General features: G+C 69.9%; 19 protein-coding genes. 10 read left to right on the forward strand and 9 right to left on the reverse strand.

Annotated features, from left to right (window positions below; all coding sequences use genetic code 11):
* Position 1 precedes the first annotated feature (1 nt).
* A complete protein-coding gene (locus GGR16_RS07370; protein ID WP_246372849.1) occupies positions 2–802 on the reverse strand; it encodes an SRPBCC family protein in 801 nt (266 codons plus the stop codon).
* A gap of 103 nt (positions 803–905) precedes the next feature.
* Between GGR16_RS07370 and GGR16_RS07375 the strand changes: the two genes are divergently transcribed.
* Positions 906–1,082, forward strand: a complete 177-nt coding sequence (locus GGR16_RS07375) for a hypothetical protein (protein WP_183316136.1) — start codon at positions 906–908, stop codon at positions 1,080–1,082.
* Between the two features lie 6 nt (positions 1,083–1,088).
* Here the strand turns inward: GGR16_RS07375 and GGR16_RS07380 are convergent, their stop codons facing one another.
* The 5 genes from GGR16_RS07380 to ku all read right to left on the reverse strand — a co-directional run bounded on the left by GGR16_RS07380 (position 1,089) and on the right by ku (position 7,159).
* Positions 1,089–2,165 (reverse strand): DNA topoisomerase IB, encoded by a 1,077-nt coding sequence (locus GGR16_RS07380; protein ID WP_183316137.1) that lies wholly within the window; start codon positions 2,163–2,165, stop codon positions 1,089–1,091.
* A 68-nt stretch (positions 2,166–2,233) separates the two neighbouring features.
* Positions 2,234–2,941 (reverse strand): BON domain-containing protein, encoded by a 708-nt coding sequence (locus tag GGR16_RS07385; RefSeq protein ID WP_183316138.1) that lies wholly within the window; start codon positions 2,939–2,941, stop codon positions 2,234–2,236.
* Positions 2,942–3,309: 368 nt separating this feature from the next.
* Positions 3,310–3,618: a hypothetical protein gene (locus GGR16_RS07390; protein WP_019401351.1), complete on the reverse strand. Its 309-nt coding sequence runs from the start codon at positions 3,616–3,618 to the stop codon at positions 3,310–3,312.
* A 114-nt stretch (positions 3,619–3,732) separates the two neighbouring features.
* Positions 3,733–6,273, reverse strand: a complete 2,541-nt coding sequence (gene ligD, locus GGR16_RS07395; RefSeq protein WP_183316139.1) for a DNA ligase D — start codon at positions 6,271–6,273, stop codon at positions 3,733–3,735.
* A 7-nt stretch (positions 6,274–6,280) separates the two neighbouring features.
* Entirely contained in the window at positions 6,281–7,159 is an 879-nt protein-coding gene (gene ku, locus GGR16_RS07400) for a non-homologous end joining protein Ku (RefSeq protein WP_183316140.1), read from the reverse strand.
* Positions 7,160–7,343: 184 nt separating this feature from the next.
* Between ku and GGR16_RS07405 the strand changes: the two genes are divergently transcribed.
* The 6 genes from GGR16_RS07405 to GGR16_RS07430 all read left to right on the forward strand — a co-directional run bounded on the left by GGR16_RS07405 (position 7,344) and on the right by GGR16_RS07430 (position 13,515).
* Positions 7,344–8,444: an inositol-3-phosphate synthase gene (locus GGR16_RS07405; RefSeq protein WP_183316141.1), complete on the forward strand. Its 1,101-nt coding sequence runs from the start codon at positions 7,344–7,346 to the stop codon at positions 8,442–8,444.
* A complete protein-coding gene (locus GGR16_RS07410; RefSeq protein WP_019401355.1) occupies positions 8,441–9,061 on the forward strand; it encodes a histidine phosphatase family protein in 621 nt (206 codons plus the stop codon). Before GGR16_RS07405 ends, GGR16_RS07410 begins: the two co-directional genes overlap by 4 nt.
* Positions 9,058–10,164, forward strand: coding sequence for a CgeB family protein (locus tag GGR16_RS07415; RefSeq protein ID WP_183316142.1), 1,107 nt, complete (start codon positions 9,058–9,060; stop codon positions 10,162–10,164). Before GGR16_RS07410 ends, GGR16_RS07415 begins: the two co-directional genes overlap by 4 nt.
* A gap of 3 nt (positions 10,165–10,167) precedes the next feature.
* Complete coding sequence (locus GGR16_RS07420) at positions 10,168–10,992, forward strand: sugar phosphate nucleotidyltransferase (protein ID WP_019401357.1); 825 nt, start codon at positions 10,168–10,170, stop codon at positions 10,990–10,992.
* A gap of 17 nt (positions 10,993–11,009) precedes the next feature.
* Positions 11,010–11,927 carry a glycoside hydrolase 5 family protein gene (locus tag GGR16_RS07425; protein ID WP_019401358.1) on the forward strand — a complete coding sequence of 306 codons (918 nt, stop codon included), beginning with the start codon at positions 11,010–11,012 and terminating at the stop codon, positions 11,925–11,927.
* A gap of 151 nt (positions 11,928–12,078) precedes the next feature.
* Positions 12,079–13,515, forward strand: coding sequence for a phospholipase D-like domain-containing protein (locus GGR16_RS07430; RefSeq protein ID WP_246372851.1), 1,437 nt, complete (start codon positions 12,079–12,081; stop codon positions 13,513–13,515).
* Here GGR16_RS07430 and GGR16_RS07435 read toward each other — a convergent pair.
* Both GGR16_RS07435 and GGR16_RS07440 read right to left on the reverse strand, forming a co-directional pair.
* Positions 13,478–14,488: a lysylphosphatidylglycerol synthase domain-containing protein gene (locus GGR16_RS07435; RefSeq protein WP_245258862.1), complete on the reverse strand. Its 1,011-nt coding sequence runs from the start codon at positions 14,486–14,488 to the stop codon at positions 13,478–13,480. The genes GGR16_RS07430 and GGR16_RS07435 overlap by 38 nt on opposite strands.
* 22 nt (positions 14,489–14,510) lie before the next feature.
* Positions 14,511–15,275, reverse strand: coding sequence for an endonuclease/exonuclease/phosphatase family protein (locus GGR16_RS07440; RefSeq protein ID WP_183316144.1), 765 nt, complete (start codon positions 15,273–15,275; stop codon positions 14,511–14,513).
* Positions 15,276–15,395: 120 nt separating this feature from the next.
* On the opposite strand from GGR16_RS07440, the gene GGR16_RS07445 reads away from it, so the two are divergent.
* The 3 genes from GGR16_RS07445 (at position 15,396) to GGR16_RS07455 (ending at position 16,958) form a co-directional block, all read left to right on the forward strand.
* Positions 15,396–15,923 (forward strand): hypothetical protein, encoded by a 528-nt coding sequence (locus tag GGR16_RS07445; RefSeq protein WP_156332809.1) that lies wholly within the window; start codon positions 15,396–15,398, stop codon positions 15,921–15,923.
* Between the two features lie 9 nt (positions 15,924–15,932).
* Positions 15,933–16,382, forward strand: coding sequence for a DUF421 domain-containing protein (locus tag GGR16_RS07450; RefSeq protein WP_183316145.1), 450 nt, complete (start codon positions 15,933–15,935; stop codon positions 16,380–16,382).
* A gap of 87 nt (positions 16,383–16,469) precedes the next feature.
* Positions 16,470–16,958 (forward strand): DUF2892 domain-containing protein, encoded by a 489-nt coding sequence (locus GGR16_RS07455; RefSeq protein ID WP_183316146.1) that lies wholly within the window; start codon positions 16,470–16,472, stop codon positions 16,956–16,958.
* 12 nt (positions 16,959–16,970) lie between these two features.
* Here GGR16_RS07455 and GGR16_RS07460 read toward each other — a convergent pair whose 3' ends face one another.
* Positions 16,971–17,339, reverse strand: coding sequence for a DUF2934 domain-containing protein (locus GGR16_RS07460; protein WP_183316147.1), 369 nt, complete (start codon positions 17,337–17,339; stop codon positions 16,971–16,973).
* Positions 17,340–17,479 lie beyond the last annotated feature (140 nt).

The raw sequence follows: 17,479 nt of genomic DNA on the forward strand, positions 1-17,479 counted from the left end.
TTCAGGCTCTGGCGGCCGGACGCGGGGCCGCGTCGGCGATCTCGCCGGTTTCCATCAGCTGCTTGAAGCGCTTGAGCTCGCGCCGGGTCTGGATCTCGGGCTCGCGCCCGGCGAGCTTGGCGAGAAGCTGGCCGAGCCTGCCGCCCGGCGGCACATAGGTGATGGCGGCCTCCACCTCGGTGCCGCGCCCGTCCGGCGCGTCGCGGAAGAGGATGCGGCCGCTGTGCTTGACGTCCGCGTCGTCGCTGGACCGCCAGGCGATGACCTCGCCGGGGACTTCCTCCGTGATCTCCGTCTCGAAGGTCACATCCATCTCGCCGGGCCCCTTGACCACCCAGCGCGAACGCTTGTCGTCGATGACGGTGATCGACTGGACGTTCTCCATGAACTGCGGCAGGCGGGAGAAGTCGCGCCAGAAGGAGAAGAGATATTTGCGCGGCCGGTTGATGGTCACGGTGCGCCCGACATGGACGGCGTTGTGGCGCCCTGGCAGACGGCGCCTGCGCACGGTGTGGCGCGGGGCATCGCCCGCGTCGATGCGCCGGTTGTTGCGCATGGAGCTGCCGCGCGTGATCGCGAACGCGGCAACGCCCGCGGCCAGGGCGCAGAAGGCGATCACGAGCACCGCATTCCCGTGCCCGTGCCCGTCGTTCCGATGGTGGCGCCCGCCGGCGAGATGGTCCCGGATCTGGCGGCCCCAGGTGCCTACCGTCGAACCCTCTCCCCAGTTGACGCCCAGGTTGGCACCCAGGTTGGCGCCCCACGTATCCCGCCTGTGCCCGCGGTGTCTGCCGAGATGCATGTCGTGCTCCCTGCTCGATGCGCCGAGCCCAACCGGCGGGCCCGGTGAATGTTCCGGGGAACGTTCGCATGCGCCACCCGTTCGGCCGGCAAGGAGGCCAGAGATGAACGAAGACCGGCGCGACGGGGGCGGAACGCAGGACGGCGAGCAGAAGGTCTATTCGGCCGAGGACGTCCGCCAGGGTGAGATCATCCTGCGCACGCCCCTGCGGCGGGCCATCTTCATCGCGGGCCTCGCCGCCGCCGTCATCCTGCCGCTGCTCCTCATGTGGCTCGCTTGAGGCTGTCTATCCCCCTTCCCGCTCGAGCCAGGCGAGCACCACCGCCTCGTTGCTGGCAAGCCCGGCCGGCGGGCGGCCGAGCCCGGCGCGCACATCGGCGAGTTCCTCGGCGAGCCGGCCTTCCTCCCACGCGCTGATCAGCCCGGGATGGATGTAGCAGCGCCGGCAGATCGCGCGCGTGTTGCCGAGCTGGGCGGCCACCGCGTCGATCACCTCGTTGAGGCTCCGCGCCCTTTCACGTTTCGTTTCCGGCAGCGGCGTCCCGGAGAGGAGGCGCGCAGCCAGCACCGTACCGCCCCATGTGCGGAACTGCTTGGAGCTGAAGGGCTCGCCGCCGCTCGCGGCGCGGATGTAGTCGTTCACGTCCTGGGAGGCGACCGGGCGGCGGCTGCCGTCCTCGTCGCGATACTGGAAGAGGTGCTGCCCGGGCAGATCCTGGACGCTGCGGATCACCTTGGCGATGCGCCGGTCCTCGATCCGAAGGTTCCATTCCTTGCCGGACTTGCCGCGGAAGGCGAAGCGCAGCGACGCGCCGCGCACCGCGACATGGCGGGCCCGCAGCGTGGTCAGGCCGAAGCTCTTGTTCTGGCGCCGGTAGGTCTCGTTGCCGATCCTGATCATGGCGCGGTCGAGCAGCCATACGACCGCGGCCAGCACCCGCTCGCGCGGCACCCCCTTCAGCGCGAGGTCGCGCCGCACCCGCCGGCGCATCCGCGGCAGGGCGCGGGCGAAGGCGGCGAGCGTCGCGTATTTCACCTCGTCGCGGCAGGCGGTCCAGAGCGGATGATAGCGATATTGCTTGCGGCCGCGCTGGTCCCGCCCCGTCGCCTGGATATGGCCGCGGCCCGTCGGGGCGATCCACACGTCGGTCCATGCAGGCGGAATGGCGAGGCTGCGGATGCGCGCCATCGTCGCCTCGTCCTCGACACGCCGGCCGGCGGCATCGACATAGAAGAAGCCGCGCCCGGCGCGCCTGCGCCGGATGCCCGGCTCCCCGTCGTTGATGTAGAGAAGATCGGCGGCCTCCGCGCTGGCGGGCGGATCGGGCGGGAGGACGGAAGCCGTTTGCGCATGGGCGAGCATGGCGTCTCACGAAAGCGCCGGCCGCGAGCCGGCCGGCGCAGGACGGCGGGCTGCCGATCCGGAAAGTGTCAGAAGGTCGTGTTCACGCCCGTGTCCGGGCCTGTCGCTCTGGCATTCACCCTCAGATTGTTCTGGACATGGGTGACGCCCGACACGTCCTCGGCGATATCCTCGGCCCGCCGCTTGTCGTAGCGGCTGTAGACCTCGCCGGAGAGGGTCACCTCATGCGATTCGACGCTCACCTCGATGCCCGATGCATCGAGCGAGGGGTCGTCGCTCAAGCGGTCGCTCACATCCTCCTTGATGCGCTCGTCCGAGCGGGTGTAGCCCTTCGGGCCGTGACCGCGGTACTGGTCCTGCCGCCGGCGCCTCTCGGCCTCCTCGTCGCCGAACCAGGACGAGATCTCGTCACTCGCCTTGTCCCAGAAGTCGCGCTCCTCGGGCCGGCGAGCACGATAGTCGCGCGCGTAGTGTTCCCGTCCGCCGTAGGGCTGGCGCTGGCGGCGCCCGCCGGTGCCGTAGGTGCCCTCATAGAGGGCCGAATAGCGCCCGGCCCCGGTCGGGGCGAGGTCATAGCGCGGGTCGCGGCGCGGCCACTCGTTGTAGCCACGGCCGTAGCGGCGCTCGTAATAGTCCTCGTAGGGGTTGTTGCGGCGCACCTGCCGCGCCCATTCATCCTCGCTGATCGGCCCGTAGTCACGGTCGCGATAGCGCAGGTCGTCGGTTTCGAAATACTCCCGGTCGTCGCCGTACCAGGGGGAACGTTCTCTCGGCATTGTCCGTGCCCCTTCTTAGTCTCGTTGAGGTCCGGCACAGCCTGCCCTGCACGCTGTCGCAGGGCGCGGCTGTGAATGCCCTCCGAACCCTGGCGGGGCTGGAAAGGTTCCGGAGCCGGGGGAGCATGCCGCCGGGCGACCCGCCGAATTTTTCATCCTATTTTTTTCATCACGGAGCGGAACAACGCCCTTCGCCGATGGTTGGTTGAAGTCCAGCCGGCGGTGGTGCGTCGCCCCCATCCCCCCTTCCCCTGGTCTGCGACGTAGCGGACGCCGGCTGGGCCCCTTTTCCGGGGTCCGCCGTGGGCACACGACAGCGCGACCCGAAACGAATTCATCACGCCCCGCCCACTGCCTGTCGCGGCTCCTCACCCGAGGGCCGCGACAGCCATGATGAAGACGATGGCCGCACCGGCGATCGCGGCCGCGACGATGATGGCGCGGCGGCTGTGGGGTGGCGAGGAAGGCTGCGGCGTCAGGGCATGGCTTTCCGCGTGCAGTTCCGCAGTCGTGACGGGCGTTCCGGCCGCCTCGTCGTCGGTGCCGAGCGGCGCGGCTGCGGGGTCGGGAAAGGGCACCTTGTCCCCCGTCTTTCCGAGGTCGATGTCGCGCCGCAGACGCTCCACGGTCGCCGGCGCTTCGGGCGGCGGCACCTGCGTCGGTCGTGCCTGTTTCATGGGACTCACCTTGCTTGCGGGCTGTTGCGAAAGGGCGCCCGGAGACGCGCGTGTGCCTCCCAACCACTCCCCAAGCGGACTGTTCCCGGCCCGATGACGCGGCCCGGCTCCTTCTCAGCCCTCCTCGGCGCCCAGTTTCCCGAGCATGGTCTTCGTGATCGCCTGGCGCCCCTCGGCTTCACCCGCCCAGGGATCCGGCATCGACAGGCGCCTCTCCATGTCGGCGATGGTGAAGGCCTGGGCGGTGTCGAGGGTCCGCAGTTCCTCCCAGCCCACCGGCGTCGCGACCGGCGCGTTCTTCTTCGCCCGCGTCGAATAGGGCGCGATGGCGGTGGAGCCGCGCTCGTTGCGCAGCCAGTCGACGAAGATGCGGCCGGCGCGCTTTGCCTTCGAGGCCTGGGCGACATAGCGGTCCGGCTCTTCCCCGGCGATGAGCCGGGCGAAGCCGCGGGCGAAGGCCTTGACCATCGGCCAGTCCGCCCGGCGCACGAGGGGGGCGATGACATGGATGCCCTTGCCGCCGGTCAGCAGCGGCACGGTCTGAAGGCCGAGCGCCGCGAGCCGCTCGCGCAGGTCGAAGGCGGCGGCGCGCACGGCGGCGAAGTCGAGCCCCTCGTCGGGATCGAGATCGAAGACGAGCCGGTCCGGCTGGTCGAGGCGATCGATGCGCGAGCCCCAGATGTGATATTCGAGCGTCCCCATCTGCACGCCGGCGACGAGACCCGCGAGATCATCGACATAGAGATAGACGCCGCGCTCGCCGTCGCTCTCGGTGATCTCGCGGCGCTTGAGCTCGCGGGCCACGGTCTTGTTGCCGTGCTTCTGGAAGAAGCACTGTGTGCCGGCCCCCTCGGGACAGCGCACGAGGCTGAGGAGACGCTCCGAGACGAAGGGCAGGATCCGCCCGGCCACGCGCTCGTAATGGGCCGCCAGATCGGCCTTCGTCACGCCCTGCTCGGCGAAGAGCACCTTGTCCGGGTTGGACAGCCTGATGCCGCCGATGACATCCCGCGCTTCGTGCTCCTGCATGGCCGTCCCCCTGGGTGTCTCCAGCACCACCTCGCGCGCCGGCTTGTCCTCGCGGATGCCCTTCAGAACGCCGTGGCGGACGGCGCCTTCGCGCGTGAATTCAGTAAAGCCGACTTCGACGACGATGTCCGGCCGCACGAAGCGGGCCCGGCGGGCGATGTCGCGCGGCAACTCGGCGAAGGGCGAGGTCTTGCGGCCGCGGCTGGCGAGGAGCTGCTCCAGCCGCGCCAGATGGTCGCCCTCGAAGGCCCCCACCCGTCCTTTGTAGACGAGCTTGCCTCCCTCGTTGACGCCGATCAGCAGGGAGGCGACGGTGCGGCCCTTCTTGTCGCTCGGCCTGTAGCCGCCGATGACGAACTCCTGGCGCGCTCCGCATTTCACCTTCAGCCAGCTGCGCCCGCGGCCGGAGCGGTAGGCGTCCTCCGCCCGCTTGGCGACGATCCCCTCGTGCCCGGCCGCGCACAGCCGCCGGTTCACCTCGGACGCATTGCCGACGACATGCGCCGAATAGATGAGCGGCGGCCCGGCCTCGCCGAGGAGCTGCTGCAGCAGGTCCTTGCGCTCGGTGAGGGGACGCCCGCGGACGTCCTCGCCGTCGAGCCACAGGAGATCGAAGGCGAAGAACGTCAGCCCTCTCCCGCCCTCCTGCAACGCCGCCTGCAGGGTGGAAAAGTCGGTCTTGCCCTTCTCGTCGAAGGCGACGATCTCGCCATCGATCAGGGTGCCCGACGTGTCGAGATGGCTGGCCGCCTGCGCGATTTCGGGGAAGCGATCGGTCCAGTCCTTGCCGTTGCGGGTATAGACGCGGCAGGTGCCGCCGCCGATGGCGACCAGGGCGCGGTAGCCGTCGTATTTCATCTCCGACAGCCATTGCCCGCCCTCGGGCGCGGCGTCGACCAGCGTGGCGAGCTGCGGCTCCACCCAGCGCGGCAGCGCATGCCCGCCCCGGCCGCCCTTGCCGGCCTTTTTCTCCGCAGCCTTCGCCGCCGGCCGCCGGGCGCGCCGCTTGGGCGCGACGTCCTCGGGGGCGATCGTGCGCCCCCCAGCGGCGATTTCCTCCATCGTGCGCCCGGAGGCGACGCTGCGGGTATGGCGCGCCAGGATGTCCGGCGGGCGGCGTCGGCCGGAGGTTTCCTCCTGATGCTTGATCAGCAGCCAGTTCTCCCGCTTCTCGCCCGGCTTCGGCGCGATGCGCACGAGGGCCCATTCGCCCGACAGCCGCTCGCCGTGGAGGCGAAAGGTCAGCTTGCCGCGGCGCAGGCCCTCGTCAGGGTCGCCGACAGGCTCCCAGGTGCCGCGGTCCCACAGCATCACGGTGCCGCCGCCGTACTGGCCCTTGGGAATGATGCCCTCGAAGTCGCCATAGGCGAGCGGATGGTCCTCGGTCCGCACCGCGAGCCGCTTGTCGGCAGGGTCGAGGCTCGGGCCGCGCGTCACCGCCCAGCTCTTCAGAACGCCCTGCCATTCGAGGCGGAAATCGTAGTGGAGGCGCGTCGCGGCATGTTTCTGCACGACGAAGAGCAGCCCCTCGCCGGTGCCGGCCTCGGCCGTGACGTCGGGTTCGGCTGTCCTGGTGAAATCCCGCCGCTCCCGGTATTCCCTGAGGAGATGCCGCGCCTCGGCCATGGGCCCCTCACGCCGACTTCTTGCGCCGCGAGGCCGGGGCCGCCTTCGCGGCCGGCTTCTTCTGCGCCGGCGGCTTCTTCTGCGCCGACGGCTGCTTGCCGGATTTCTCGAGGCTCTCCTTGAGGGCCGACATCAGGTCGACGACATTGCCGCCGCGCGGCCGGGCCTCCTCCTCGGCCCTCACGCGCTTCGGCTTGCGCCCCTTGACCTTCTCGTCGATGAGGGTCCGGATGGCCTCGGCATAGCGGTCCTCGAAGGCGCTCGCGTCGAAGGGGCCGCTCTTGCGGTCGATCAGCTGCTTGGCGACCTCGAGCAGGTCCTTCTCGGCGGCCTTGCGCGAGATCGAGGAGAAGAAGGCGTCGGTCTTGCGGATCTCCTCCTCGTAGTGGAGCGTCTCCGCCAAAAGGCCGCTGCCGCACGGCCGCACGGCGACGAGATATTCCCGGCCGCGCATGGCGAGCTGGCCGAGGCCCGCCTTGCGCGTCTCCGCGAGCGCGTCGCGCACCACCCGGAAGGCGTCTTCCGCCAGTTCGTCGGTGGGGGCGAGGAAATACGGACGGTCGAAGTAGAGCGGAGGGATCTCGCAGGCATCGACGAAATGCACGAGCTCGAGCGTCTTCTTCGTCTCGAGCCTGATGGCGTCGATCTCGTCCGGATCGATCAGCACATATTCGTCGTCCTCGACCTCGTAGCCTTTCCAGACATCGTCGTTCTTCACCGGCCCGACGCCGGGCACGACCTTCTGGTACTGCACGCGCTTGCCCGAGGGCTTGTGTATCTGGCGGAAGGAGATGCGCGCCGACGTGTTCGTCGCCGAATACATCTCCACCGGGATGGAGACGAGCGACAACCGCAGCTGGCCCTTCCAGACCGGGCGCTCGGCCATGGCCTGCTCCTCGGCTGATCCCTGCGAAATGGTCCCTTCGCTCAACGGCTTCGCGGCGCGGATGTTCCTTCTCCCGCCCCCCTTCGGCGCCGGCACCGAGCATCTACTCTGGAACAAGAGCGGAGCGACGTTGTTCGGAGCGGACATTCGGTCCGCCGGGGCGGCCGCGTACGGAGGTGACAGCATGCAGCAATCCGCTCTGAGAGTCGGCATCGTCGGCGTCGGCAATTGCGCCTCGTCCTTCGTGCAGGGTCTCGGCTACTACCGCGACGCGCAGTCGAACACGCCGATCCCCGGGCTGATGAGCAGCGACATCGGCGGCTACCGCGTCGAGGACATCGCCATCTCCTCCGCCTTCGACGTCAGCGCCGAGAAGGTCGGCCGCGACGTTGCCGAGGCCATCTTCGCGCCTCCCAACAACACCATCCGCTTTGCGGACGTGGCGCCGACGGGTGTCACCGTGGCCCGCGGGCCGACGCTCGACGGCATCGGCCGCTATCTGCGCGACGTGGTGCCGGAATCGTCGGAACCGGTCGCGGACGTCACCGAGGTGCTGCGCAGCAGCGGCACGGACGTCGTCGTTTCCTACCTGCCGGTCGGCTCGGAGGAGGCTTCGCTCTGGTATGCCGAGCGCGCTCTCGAGGCGGGCTGCGCCTTCGTCAACTGCATCCCCGTATTCATCGCCTCGCGGCCGGAGTGGCGCCGGCGCTTCGAAGAACGCGGCCTGCCCATCGTCGGCGACGACATCAAGAGCCAGTTCGGCGCCACCATCGTGCACCGGGTGCTGACCAACCTGTTCCGCGAGCGCGGCGTGCGGCTCGACCGCACCTACCAGCTCAACTTCGGCGGCAACACCGATTTCCAGAACATGCTGGAGCGCGAGCGGCTGGAATCGAAGAAGCTGTCGAAGACGCAGGCGGTGACGAGCCAGCTCGGCGTGCCCATGGCCCCCGAGAACATCCACGTCGGCCCGAGCGACCACGTGCCGTGGCTGACCGACCGCAAATGGGCCTACATCCGCATGGAGGGCACGACCTTCGGCGGCGTGCCGATCAGCGCCGAGGTGAAGCTCGAGGTCTGGGATTCGCCCAATTCCGCCGGCGTCGTCATCGATGCCGTGCGCTGCGCCAAGCTCGCCATGGACCGCGGCATCGGCGGCGCGCTCGTCGGGCCGTCGAGCTATTTCATGAAATCCCCGCCGGAACAGTTCACCGACAGCGAGGCCAGGGCGCGCACCCTCGCCTTCGTCGCCGGCGAGGATGAGACGAGCGGGCCACGGTCGTGACTGCGATCGTCCATCTCCTGCGCCATGCCGACCACGGCCACGTCGGCAAGATCCTGACCGGGCGCCTGCCGGGCGTGCACCTCTCCGCGATCGGGCGGGCCCAGGCCGAGGTTCTGGGCGAGCGCATGGCCGCCGTGGGCCTGGACAGCCTCTACAGCAGCCCCCAGCCGCGGGCCCTGGAGACGGCGCAGGCCATCGCCGACGCGACGGGCCTCGCCGTCAGGGTGGCACCCGCCTTCGACGAGATCGACTTCGGCTCCTGGGCCGGCCAGACCTTCAAGGCGCTCGACCGCGATCCGCGCTGGCGGGTCTGGAACGCCCGGCGCGATAGCGCCCGCACGCCGGGCGGCGAGACGATGGCCGACGTGGCCGCCCGAGCGACCGGGCTGCTGGAAGCCCTGGCGAGCCAGACGCCGGGGACCAGCATCGGCGTCGTCAGCCACAGCGACGTCATCAAGGCCTGCATCTGCCGTTACCTCGACCTGCCGTTCCAGCACATCCACCTCTTCGACATCGACCCCGTCTCGATCACGAGCCTGCTCGTGGAGGCCGAGGGCGGCACGATCCTCACCCTCAACGAGCCCGGCTGCACGGAGCCCGAGGAGGCGATCCATTGAAAGTCGTGATCTTCGGCCTGACGATCACCTCTTCCTGGGGCAACGGGCACGCGACGCTCTGGCGCGGCCTCGTGCACGCCATGGTGCGCCGCGGCTGGCATGTGGTCTTCTTCGAGCGCGACGTGCCCTATTATGCCCGCGCCCGGGATCTCCTCGCCATCGACGGCGCCGAGATCGTCCTCTTCGATGATTGGGAGGCCATCGAGCCGGTGGCGCAGCGCCACCTCGCCGATGCCGACGTCGCCATGGTGACGTCCTACTGCCCGGACGGCATCGCCGCGGCCGACCTCGTGCTTGCCGCCTCCCGGCCCCTCAAGCTGTTCTACGACCTCGACACGCCCGCGACGCTGTCCGCCCTGCAGCGCGGCGAGAGCCTGTCCTACATCGGGCCGCGCGGCCTCGAGGACTTCGACCTCGTCCTCAGCTACACCGGCGGCGAAGCACTGGCCGCGCTGCGCGACAGGCTCGGCGCCCGCATGGCGCGCCCGCTCTTCGGCCATGTCGATCCCGACGTCCACCGCCCCGCCGAGCCGAGAGCCGACTACCGGGCGGCGCTCTCCTACATCGGCACCTATGCCGCCGACCGCCAGGAGGCCCTCGTCGAGCTCTTCCTCCGGCCCGCCCGGGAGCGGCCGCAGGAGCGCTTCGTGATCGCCGGCGCGCAATATCCGCAGGACTTTCCCTGGACCGACAACATCTTCTTCGTCTACCACCTGCCGCCGGGTGAGCACCCGGCCTTCTATTCGTCGTCGCGGCTGACGCTCAACATCACGCGCCAGGCGATGGCCCGCATGGGCTGGTGCCCCTCCGGCCGCCTCTTCGAGGCTGCGGCCTGCGGCGTCCCGATCCTCTCCGATGCCTGGGCCGGGCTCGATGCCTTCTTCCGCCCGGGGCAGGAGATCCTCGTTGCCGCGCGCGCCGAGGACGTCGTTTCCGCGCTCGACACGGACGATGCCGCGCTCCGGCGCATGGCCGCGGCCGCGCGCGAGCGCGTCCTCGCCGAGCACACGTCGGCCCGGCGCGTGGACGAACTGGAAGCCCTCCTCGAGGAGGCACGTGGTCCCTCGCGCGCCGCGCCGATGCTGCAGACCGAGGAGAATTGAACCATGTGGGGCATCATTCCCGCCGCCGGCTGCGGCAGCCGCATCCAGCCGCTGGCCTTCTCCAAGGAACTGCTGCCGGTCGGCAGCCGTTTCGACGGCGGCGCCGAGCGTCCTCGCGCGGTGAGCGAATATCTGTGCGAGCGCATGATCCGCGGCGGCGCGGACAAGCTCTGCTTCGTCATCGCGCCCGGCAAGTCCGACATCATGGAATATTACGGCGGCAGCTATGGTCCCGCCGCCATCGCCTATGTGGTCCAGCCGGAGCCGGTCGGGCTGTGCGACGCGGTGTTCCGCGCCGCCCCCTTCATCGCGCCCGACGAGGAGGTGCTCGTCGGCCTGCCGGACACCGTCTGGCTCCCGGCCGACGGCTTCCGGGAGCTTCCCGGCGACCGCCTGTCCTTCCTGCTCTTCCCGGTCGACCGGCCGCAGGCCTTCGACGCCGTGCGGACGGACGCGGAGGGGCGCGTTCTCGAGATCGAGGTCAAGCAACCCGCCCCGGCAACGAACTGGATCTGGGGCGCGCTGCGCATGCCCGGCCACATCCTGCACGACCTGCGCCGGCTGTGGCTCGCGCGGGACGGCAGTGACGAATATCTCGGCACCCTCGTCAATGCCTATCTCGCCCGCGGCGGAGCGGCGGCCGGCGTCAAGGCCGGCGAGCACTATGTCGATGTCGGCACTCTCGAGGGCTATCGCGCGGCCCACCGCCTCCTTGCGCCGCCGCGGCAGCCGGAAGCGGGCGTGCACGCGACCGCCGGCGCGCCCGCCGGGCGCCGGCGTGCCGCTGCCGGAGGACGCGTCGCCTCCGGGCTCGAGCAATGGACCTGATGCGGGAGAAACCATCGATGATCGAAGCTGCGATGATCTGGAACGAGCCGAACAACAAGTCCCACTGGGACATCGAGATCGATCCCGACTGGTCTCAGTTCGCCGAGATGGCCATCGTCGCCGCCGATGCCGTGAAGGATGCCAATCCGGATATCGTGACCGTGCTCGGCGGCATCTCGCCGATCGACCCGCTGTTCATCCGCAACATGCAGGGCAAGGGCGTGCTCGATCATGTCGACGCCATCGCCGTGCACGGCTTCCCGCTCGACTGGAACCTGTGGCAGATCGGGGAATGGCCGCAGAGGGTCGACGAGATCAAGGCCCTGACGCACCTGCCCGTCTGGATCAGCGAGGTCGGCGTCTCCACCTTCGGCGCCGAGGAGGTGCAGCTGTGGGGTCTCAGGCGGACGGCCGAGTTGCTCAAGGGCCGCGCACCGCGCATCCAGTGGTACAGCCTCTTCGACCTGCCGCAGGCCTGGGGCGCCACCACGCGCCACAGGGAGGCGGAAGGCTCCTCCTACTACCGCCATTTCTACATGGGCCTCATCCGCGAGGACGGCACGCCGAAGCCCGCGCTCGAGGAATTCGCCCTCCACACGCCCGAATTCGGCATCTGCCAGTGGTTCCATTTCGAGGACCCGCGGCTCGACGAGGCGGTCACGTGGCTGAGGCGGCTCGGCGTCCGGTCGGTGCGCACGGGCCTGTCATGGGCCGACAGCTTCCGCCCGGACGCGCTCGCCTGGTTCGACCGGCAGATGGCGGCGCTGGAGGATTTCGACGTCACGCTGACCTTCTGCTTTACGCCCGAGCACCGGGGCATCGCACCTCACCACACGAGCCCGCCGCTGGTGAAGGAGGAATTCGCCGCCTTCTGCGCCACCATGATCGAGCGCTACGCGGGCCGGGCGACGACGAGAATGCGGGGCGTCGCATGAGGCGGGCCCCGCAGCCGGCAGCAGCCATTCTGCCGGCCGAGGGAACCTTCCCCATGGTGCTTCGTTGCTTCGGAAGCCGATGCGAACACCAAGGCCCATGCTCAAGCGCTCACCACAGGTGGAACAGCCGGCGGCTTTCGATGGCCGGGACATGCCGCGACACCGCATCCTCGCGCCGGGACGCAACTTCTGGCGCCTGGCGGAAGCCCGCCGGATGGCGGTGCTGGTCGACGGCGCCGCCTATTTCCGCGAGCTCGAGGCGGCCCTGCGCGCCGCCCGCCGCTCCATCCGCATCGTCGGCTGGGATTTCGACGGCCGCATCCGCCTGCGCCCGCAGGTCGACCCCGATGCCTCTCCGCCGCTTGGACCGTTCCTGCGCGCGCTCGTGGAGGAACGGCCGGAGCTCGAGGTCGACATCCTCGTCTGGAGCACGGCCGTGGTGCACGCCCCCGGCGCCTCGGGACCGCTCATCTTCGGCGCCGCCTGGCAGGAGCACCCGCGCATCCGGCTGAAGCTCGACACCCAGCACCCGCTCTATGCCGCCCATCACCAGAAGCTCGTCTGCATCGACGACTGCCTCGCCTTCGTCGGCGGCATCGACCTCACCGTGGGACGCTGGGATACCTCCGCCCATGCGGCCGACGAACCCTTGCGGCAACATCCCGACGGCTCGTCCTACGACCCGGTGCACGACATCCAGATGGTGGTGGACGGCGAGGCGGCTGCGGCCGTGATGAAGCTCGTCCGCAGCCGCTGGTTCCTGGCGACGGGCGAGCCCCTGCCCCCCTGCCCCGACAGCGCGGATGACGCATGGCCGGCGGGCCTTGCGCCGCATTTTGAGCGCGTCCCGGTCGCCATCGCGCGCACGCTTCCCGCCTGGAACGGCGAAAAGGAGGTGCGCGAGGCGGCCAATCTGACGCTCGATGCCATCGCGGCTGCGCGCCGGACCATCTACATCGAGGCCCAGTACCTGACGGCGCCCGCTGTCGGCGACGTGCTGGAGCGGCAGTTGCGGCGCCCGGACGGTCCCGAGGTCGTCATCCTGTTGACCCGCAAGTCGCGCGGCTTGACCGAGCGCCTCGTCATGGGCATGAACCGCGACCGCCTGATCCGCCGCCTGCGGCGGGCCGACAAGAACGACCGCCTGCGGGTCTACTATCCCTGCACGCCGCATGACGACGGCCGGCGCCGGCAGATCCTCGTCCACTCCAAGCTCGTCATCGTGGACGACGTCTTCCTGCGCATCGGCTCCTCGAACCTGAACAACCGATCCATCGGCCTCGACACCGAATGCGACCTCGCCGTCGAGGCGCAGGACGCCAAGACGCGCAACGGCATCGCCCGCTTGCGGAACGCCCTGGTTGCCGAGCATCTCGGCACCGACGAGGCGCAGGTCGCCGCGGAGATCGCCGGGCACGACGGCTCGCTCATCGCAGCCATCGAGCGGCTCAACACGCGCCCGCGCGGCCTTGCGACCTTCGAGGCGATGCACCAGCGCGGCCCGCGGCGGCCGATCATCGGCACGCGGCTGCTCGACCCCGAACGGCCCTTCAGGATTCTCGGCGCCCTCGTTCCCCGGCGGCGGTAGCGCCCGAAGCCTTCGCCCGGAATACGAGCTCCGTCGCGCCGAACAGAGTGAGCCCCAGGGTGAGCGGCGCAAGGAAATAGACGAAGCGGAAGACGAGCAGCGCGCCGATGAGGTCAGCCCGCGGCATCAGGAAGGCAACGACGCTCTCGATGACGCCGAGGCCACCGGGCACGTGGCTGATGAGCGCCGTGACATTGGCGATGACGTAGACGGCCGCGACTTCGAGATAGCCCGTCTCGACAACGGCGGAGATGGCCTGGTGCAGGCAGCCGGCGACGCAGGCGAAGTTGGCGGCGCCGACGGCGATCTGGGCAAGGGCCAGCAGCGGCCGCGGCGGGGCGAGACGCCATCGGCCGATGCCGACCGGCCGGCGCACGAAAGCCGCCAGCCCGAGATAGGCGAGCGGCACACAGATGCAGCCGATGCCCACCGCGAAGGCGAGCGAGCGGCCGAGGCCCGTCACGTCCTGCGCCAGGCCGGGCCGCAGCAGCAGCGCGATGCCGCCGAGCGTGGCGAGCCCGACCCCCACGGTGACGCCGCAGAAGAGGATCACCTTCGCGATATCGGCGGCGCCGAGCCCCCAGCGCGAATAGAAGCGGTAGCGCACCGCCCCGCTGCTGAGGAAGGCGACGCCGATATTGTGGCCGATGGACAGGCTGATGAAGGAGGCGAGCGCCACTCTGGGATAGGGCAACGGCCGGCCCACGGAGCGCAGCGCCAGGAAATCGAAGCCCGTCAGGCAAAGATAGCTCGCCGCGGCGAAGCCCGCGGCGCCGAGGAGCCGCGCCATCGGCACGGCGGCGACCGAGGCGACGAGTTCCTCCATGCTGTAGCGGCTGAGCGTCCGGTAGAGGAGGACGCCGGCCAGCGTGACGGCCGCCAGCACGGCCCACGTCTGCCAGCGGCGCCACAGGGGCCGGGCCGCCCCGCCGCGGCGCGGCTCCCGTCCCTCTGCGGCAACATCGTGTTGCACGGCCGCTCCCTCCATCGCCCTGTCAGGCCGTCTGCAGCGCGTTGGCCCGGGCCGGCCTCTCGCGTGCCGCCGCGATCTGGAACTCGACGAGGAGCGGCAGGTGGTCCGAGGCGACCCGCGCCAGGCGGCCGCGCAAGGTCTCCACGCGCAACACCTCGATGCCGCAGGCGAAGACATGGTCGATGCGCGCCACCGGCAGCCAGCTCGGGAAGGTGGCGATACGCCTCCGTCCGGCCACGGCGACCGAAGCATCGTCGAGGCGCATCGCAAGGCTCCGATAGGCGCGTGAGCGTGGCACGGCATTGAAATCGCCGAGCAGCATGAAGGGTTCCCGGCAGGCCGGATGGCCGAGCCAGTCCGGCCCGAGCAGGGTCTCCACCTGCAGGAGGCGCTCGGGACGGCGCAGCCCGAGATGCGTGGTCACGACCTGAAGGGTCGCCCCCCCGAGCTGCACGGTCGTCCAGAGCGCGCCACGCGGCTCGGCTCCCGGCCGGCCCGGCAATGGTCCGGCCTTGACGAGCTTCGCCGGCCGCACGCTGAGGACGGCGTTGCCGTAGCGCTCCTCCATCACCTCGATCGAGGGGTGGAAGAGCATGTGCATGCCGAGTTCGCGGGCGATCTCGCGCGCCTGGTCGATGCGGCCGCTGCGGGCACGCCCCACGTCGAGCTCCTGCAGGGCGACGATATCGGGCCGGCACGAGGCGATCACCTCGGCGATGCGGGTGGGCGACACGCGGCCGTCGGTGCCGCGGCAGTAATGCACGTTGTAGGTCAGAATCCGGAACACATCCCTTCAAATGGAGCGGGCGCGCTTTCGTTCCGAGGAACTTTCCTGCTGCGCCAGCCGTTCTGTGCCGCCGGGCATGAGAGATGTCCCACATCCGGAGTGACCATGGCGGAGCGGACGATGAACGCCCGAAAGCGACAGCCGCCGGAGCTCGAGGTACCGCCGCTGCGGCCGGATGGCCTTCAGCTCGACGAGGAACGCGCCTTCCAGCGCAGGTTCTGGACCGCCGAGCGCTGGGCCTGGATCGTCTTCGCCGCGATCATCGCCGTGGCGCTCGCCGGGCTCACCGGCGCGAGCGGTCCCCTCGCGCGCACCAGCCTCGCCGCCGGCGGCGGGCAGACCGATCTGCCCCGCATCGCGCGGCTCGACGCGCCCGAGACGTTCGAGATCGTCTTCAACGAGGAACAGCCGATGCACCGGCTCGTCATCTCGAAGAGCTTTGCCGACTATTTCCAGATCGAGGACATCCAGCCCCAGCCGCAGCGCTCGCTTCTCCTGCCGGATGCGCGGGCGCTGGAATTTCCGGCGGAGGCGGCTCCCCCGCACCGGGTGACGATCCATGCCCGCGCCCGGCGGGCCGGGCTCGCGCGCTACGCGATCGGCCTCGACGGCCCCGCCATCACGGCGACGACCCTCATCCTGCCGTAGGAGCACCGCATGGAAACGGTCCTGCGCGGCATCGCCATCTATTTCGTGCTGCTGATCGTGCTGCGCCTGTCGGGGCGGCGTTCCCTGGCGCAGGCGACGCCCTTCGACTTCGTGCTCCTGCTCATCATCGCGGAGACGACCCAGCAGGCGCTGCTCGGCGACGACTTTTCCATGATCAACGCCATCCTCCTCATCATCACCCTATTCACGACCGATGTCGCGCTGTCCTACGTCAAGCAGTGGTCGCCCCGTGCCGCCCTCCTGATGGACGGCGCGCCGACGGTGCTCATCAGCCGCGGCCAGCCGGACGCGGAAGCGCTGCGGCGCGCCCGCGTCAGCGTCGAGGACGTGCTCGAGGCGGCCCGCCAGAAGCATGGCCTGCAGCGGCTGGAGGAGATCGAATTCGCCATCCTGGAGCCGAGCGGCTCCCTCAGCATCGTGCCGAAGAGCGGCGGATGATGCGGGCAGGCCGGCGGGAGCAGCGCGTGGGAACAATCCGTTCCGGCGCGGGGTTGGGGCGGCTCCACCGCCCGGAGAACCGCCGCCATGATGCCCGACACCGTCGACCGCGTTCCCGTTCATACGGATGAAGAGATCAACCGGCGGATCGCGCTGGAAACCGCCCGCAGGTTCAGCCACTTCGCCGCCCATCCGGAAGAGATCGACAACCGGCTCGACGAGCTCGACGCCGAATGGGACGTGGAGCGCCTGCTGGAAGCCAATGCCTCGGCCTTCGCCTTCACGGGGCTCGTCCTCGGCATCACGGCGAGCCGCAAATGGCTCCTGCTGCCCGCCCTCGTCACCGCCTTCCTCTTCCAGCACGCCATCCAGGGCTGGTGCCCACCCGTGCCCGTCCTGCGCCGCCTCGGCTTCCGGACGCAGACGGAGATCGAGCAGGAACGCTACGGTCTCAAGGCATTGCGGGGAGATTTTGAAGGCCTGCGCGAGGCGGCGGACAGGCTCGCGGCCGTCATCGCCGCCATCGAGCTGCGGCTCGACGGCCGGTCCCGCCAAGGACCCGGCCGCACGCCTTAGCCATGGTCCTTGTCAGCTACCGTCCTTGGCGGAATCGGTGCCGGTGCCCTTTTCGCGTTGTTCCTCGTCGGGAGTAGGCAGCGGCGCCGGGGCGGGCTCCCGCCGCGCGGGAACGGCCTCGCCCTCGCCCTGATCGGTCAAGGTCGGGAATTCGCCGGCATTCTCGACGGCCTCGACCGGCTCGACGGGCGTCTCGGCCTCCTGGGGATGGGTCAGCGGGTTCGGCTCGAGCGTGTCGGCCTGGCTGTCCTCGATGGCGATGATTTCGCTCGCCATCTCCCGGTAGCGCTCCTCGCCGCCCGGAGGGCAGCCTTCTTCCCGCCACAGGCGGTGGGCGCGCTGGCGGATGCGTTCCTCGAGCTCCGCTTCACGGTCGGGCATGGCGATGGACCTCCTTCGCGCTGTTGTCCGGGCGACCTTTCCCAGAACGGCGCGCGGTCGCTTCTGTTCCCACGGGATCGGCATCGCCGCGGCGATTTCGGAACAGTTCCGGGGCGGCCTTGTTCGGGGGGCGCCGTACA

The sequence above is a fragment of the Chelatococcus caeni genome (assembly GCF_014196925.1).
GTDB lineage: Bacteria > Pseudomonadota > Alphaproteobacteria > Rhizobiales > Beijerinckiaceae > Chelatococcus_A > Chelatococcus_A caeni.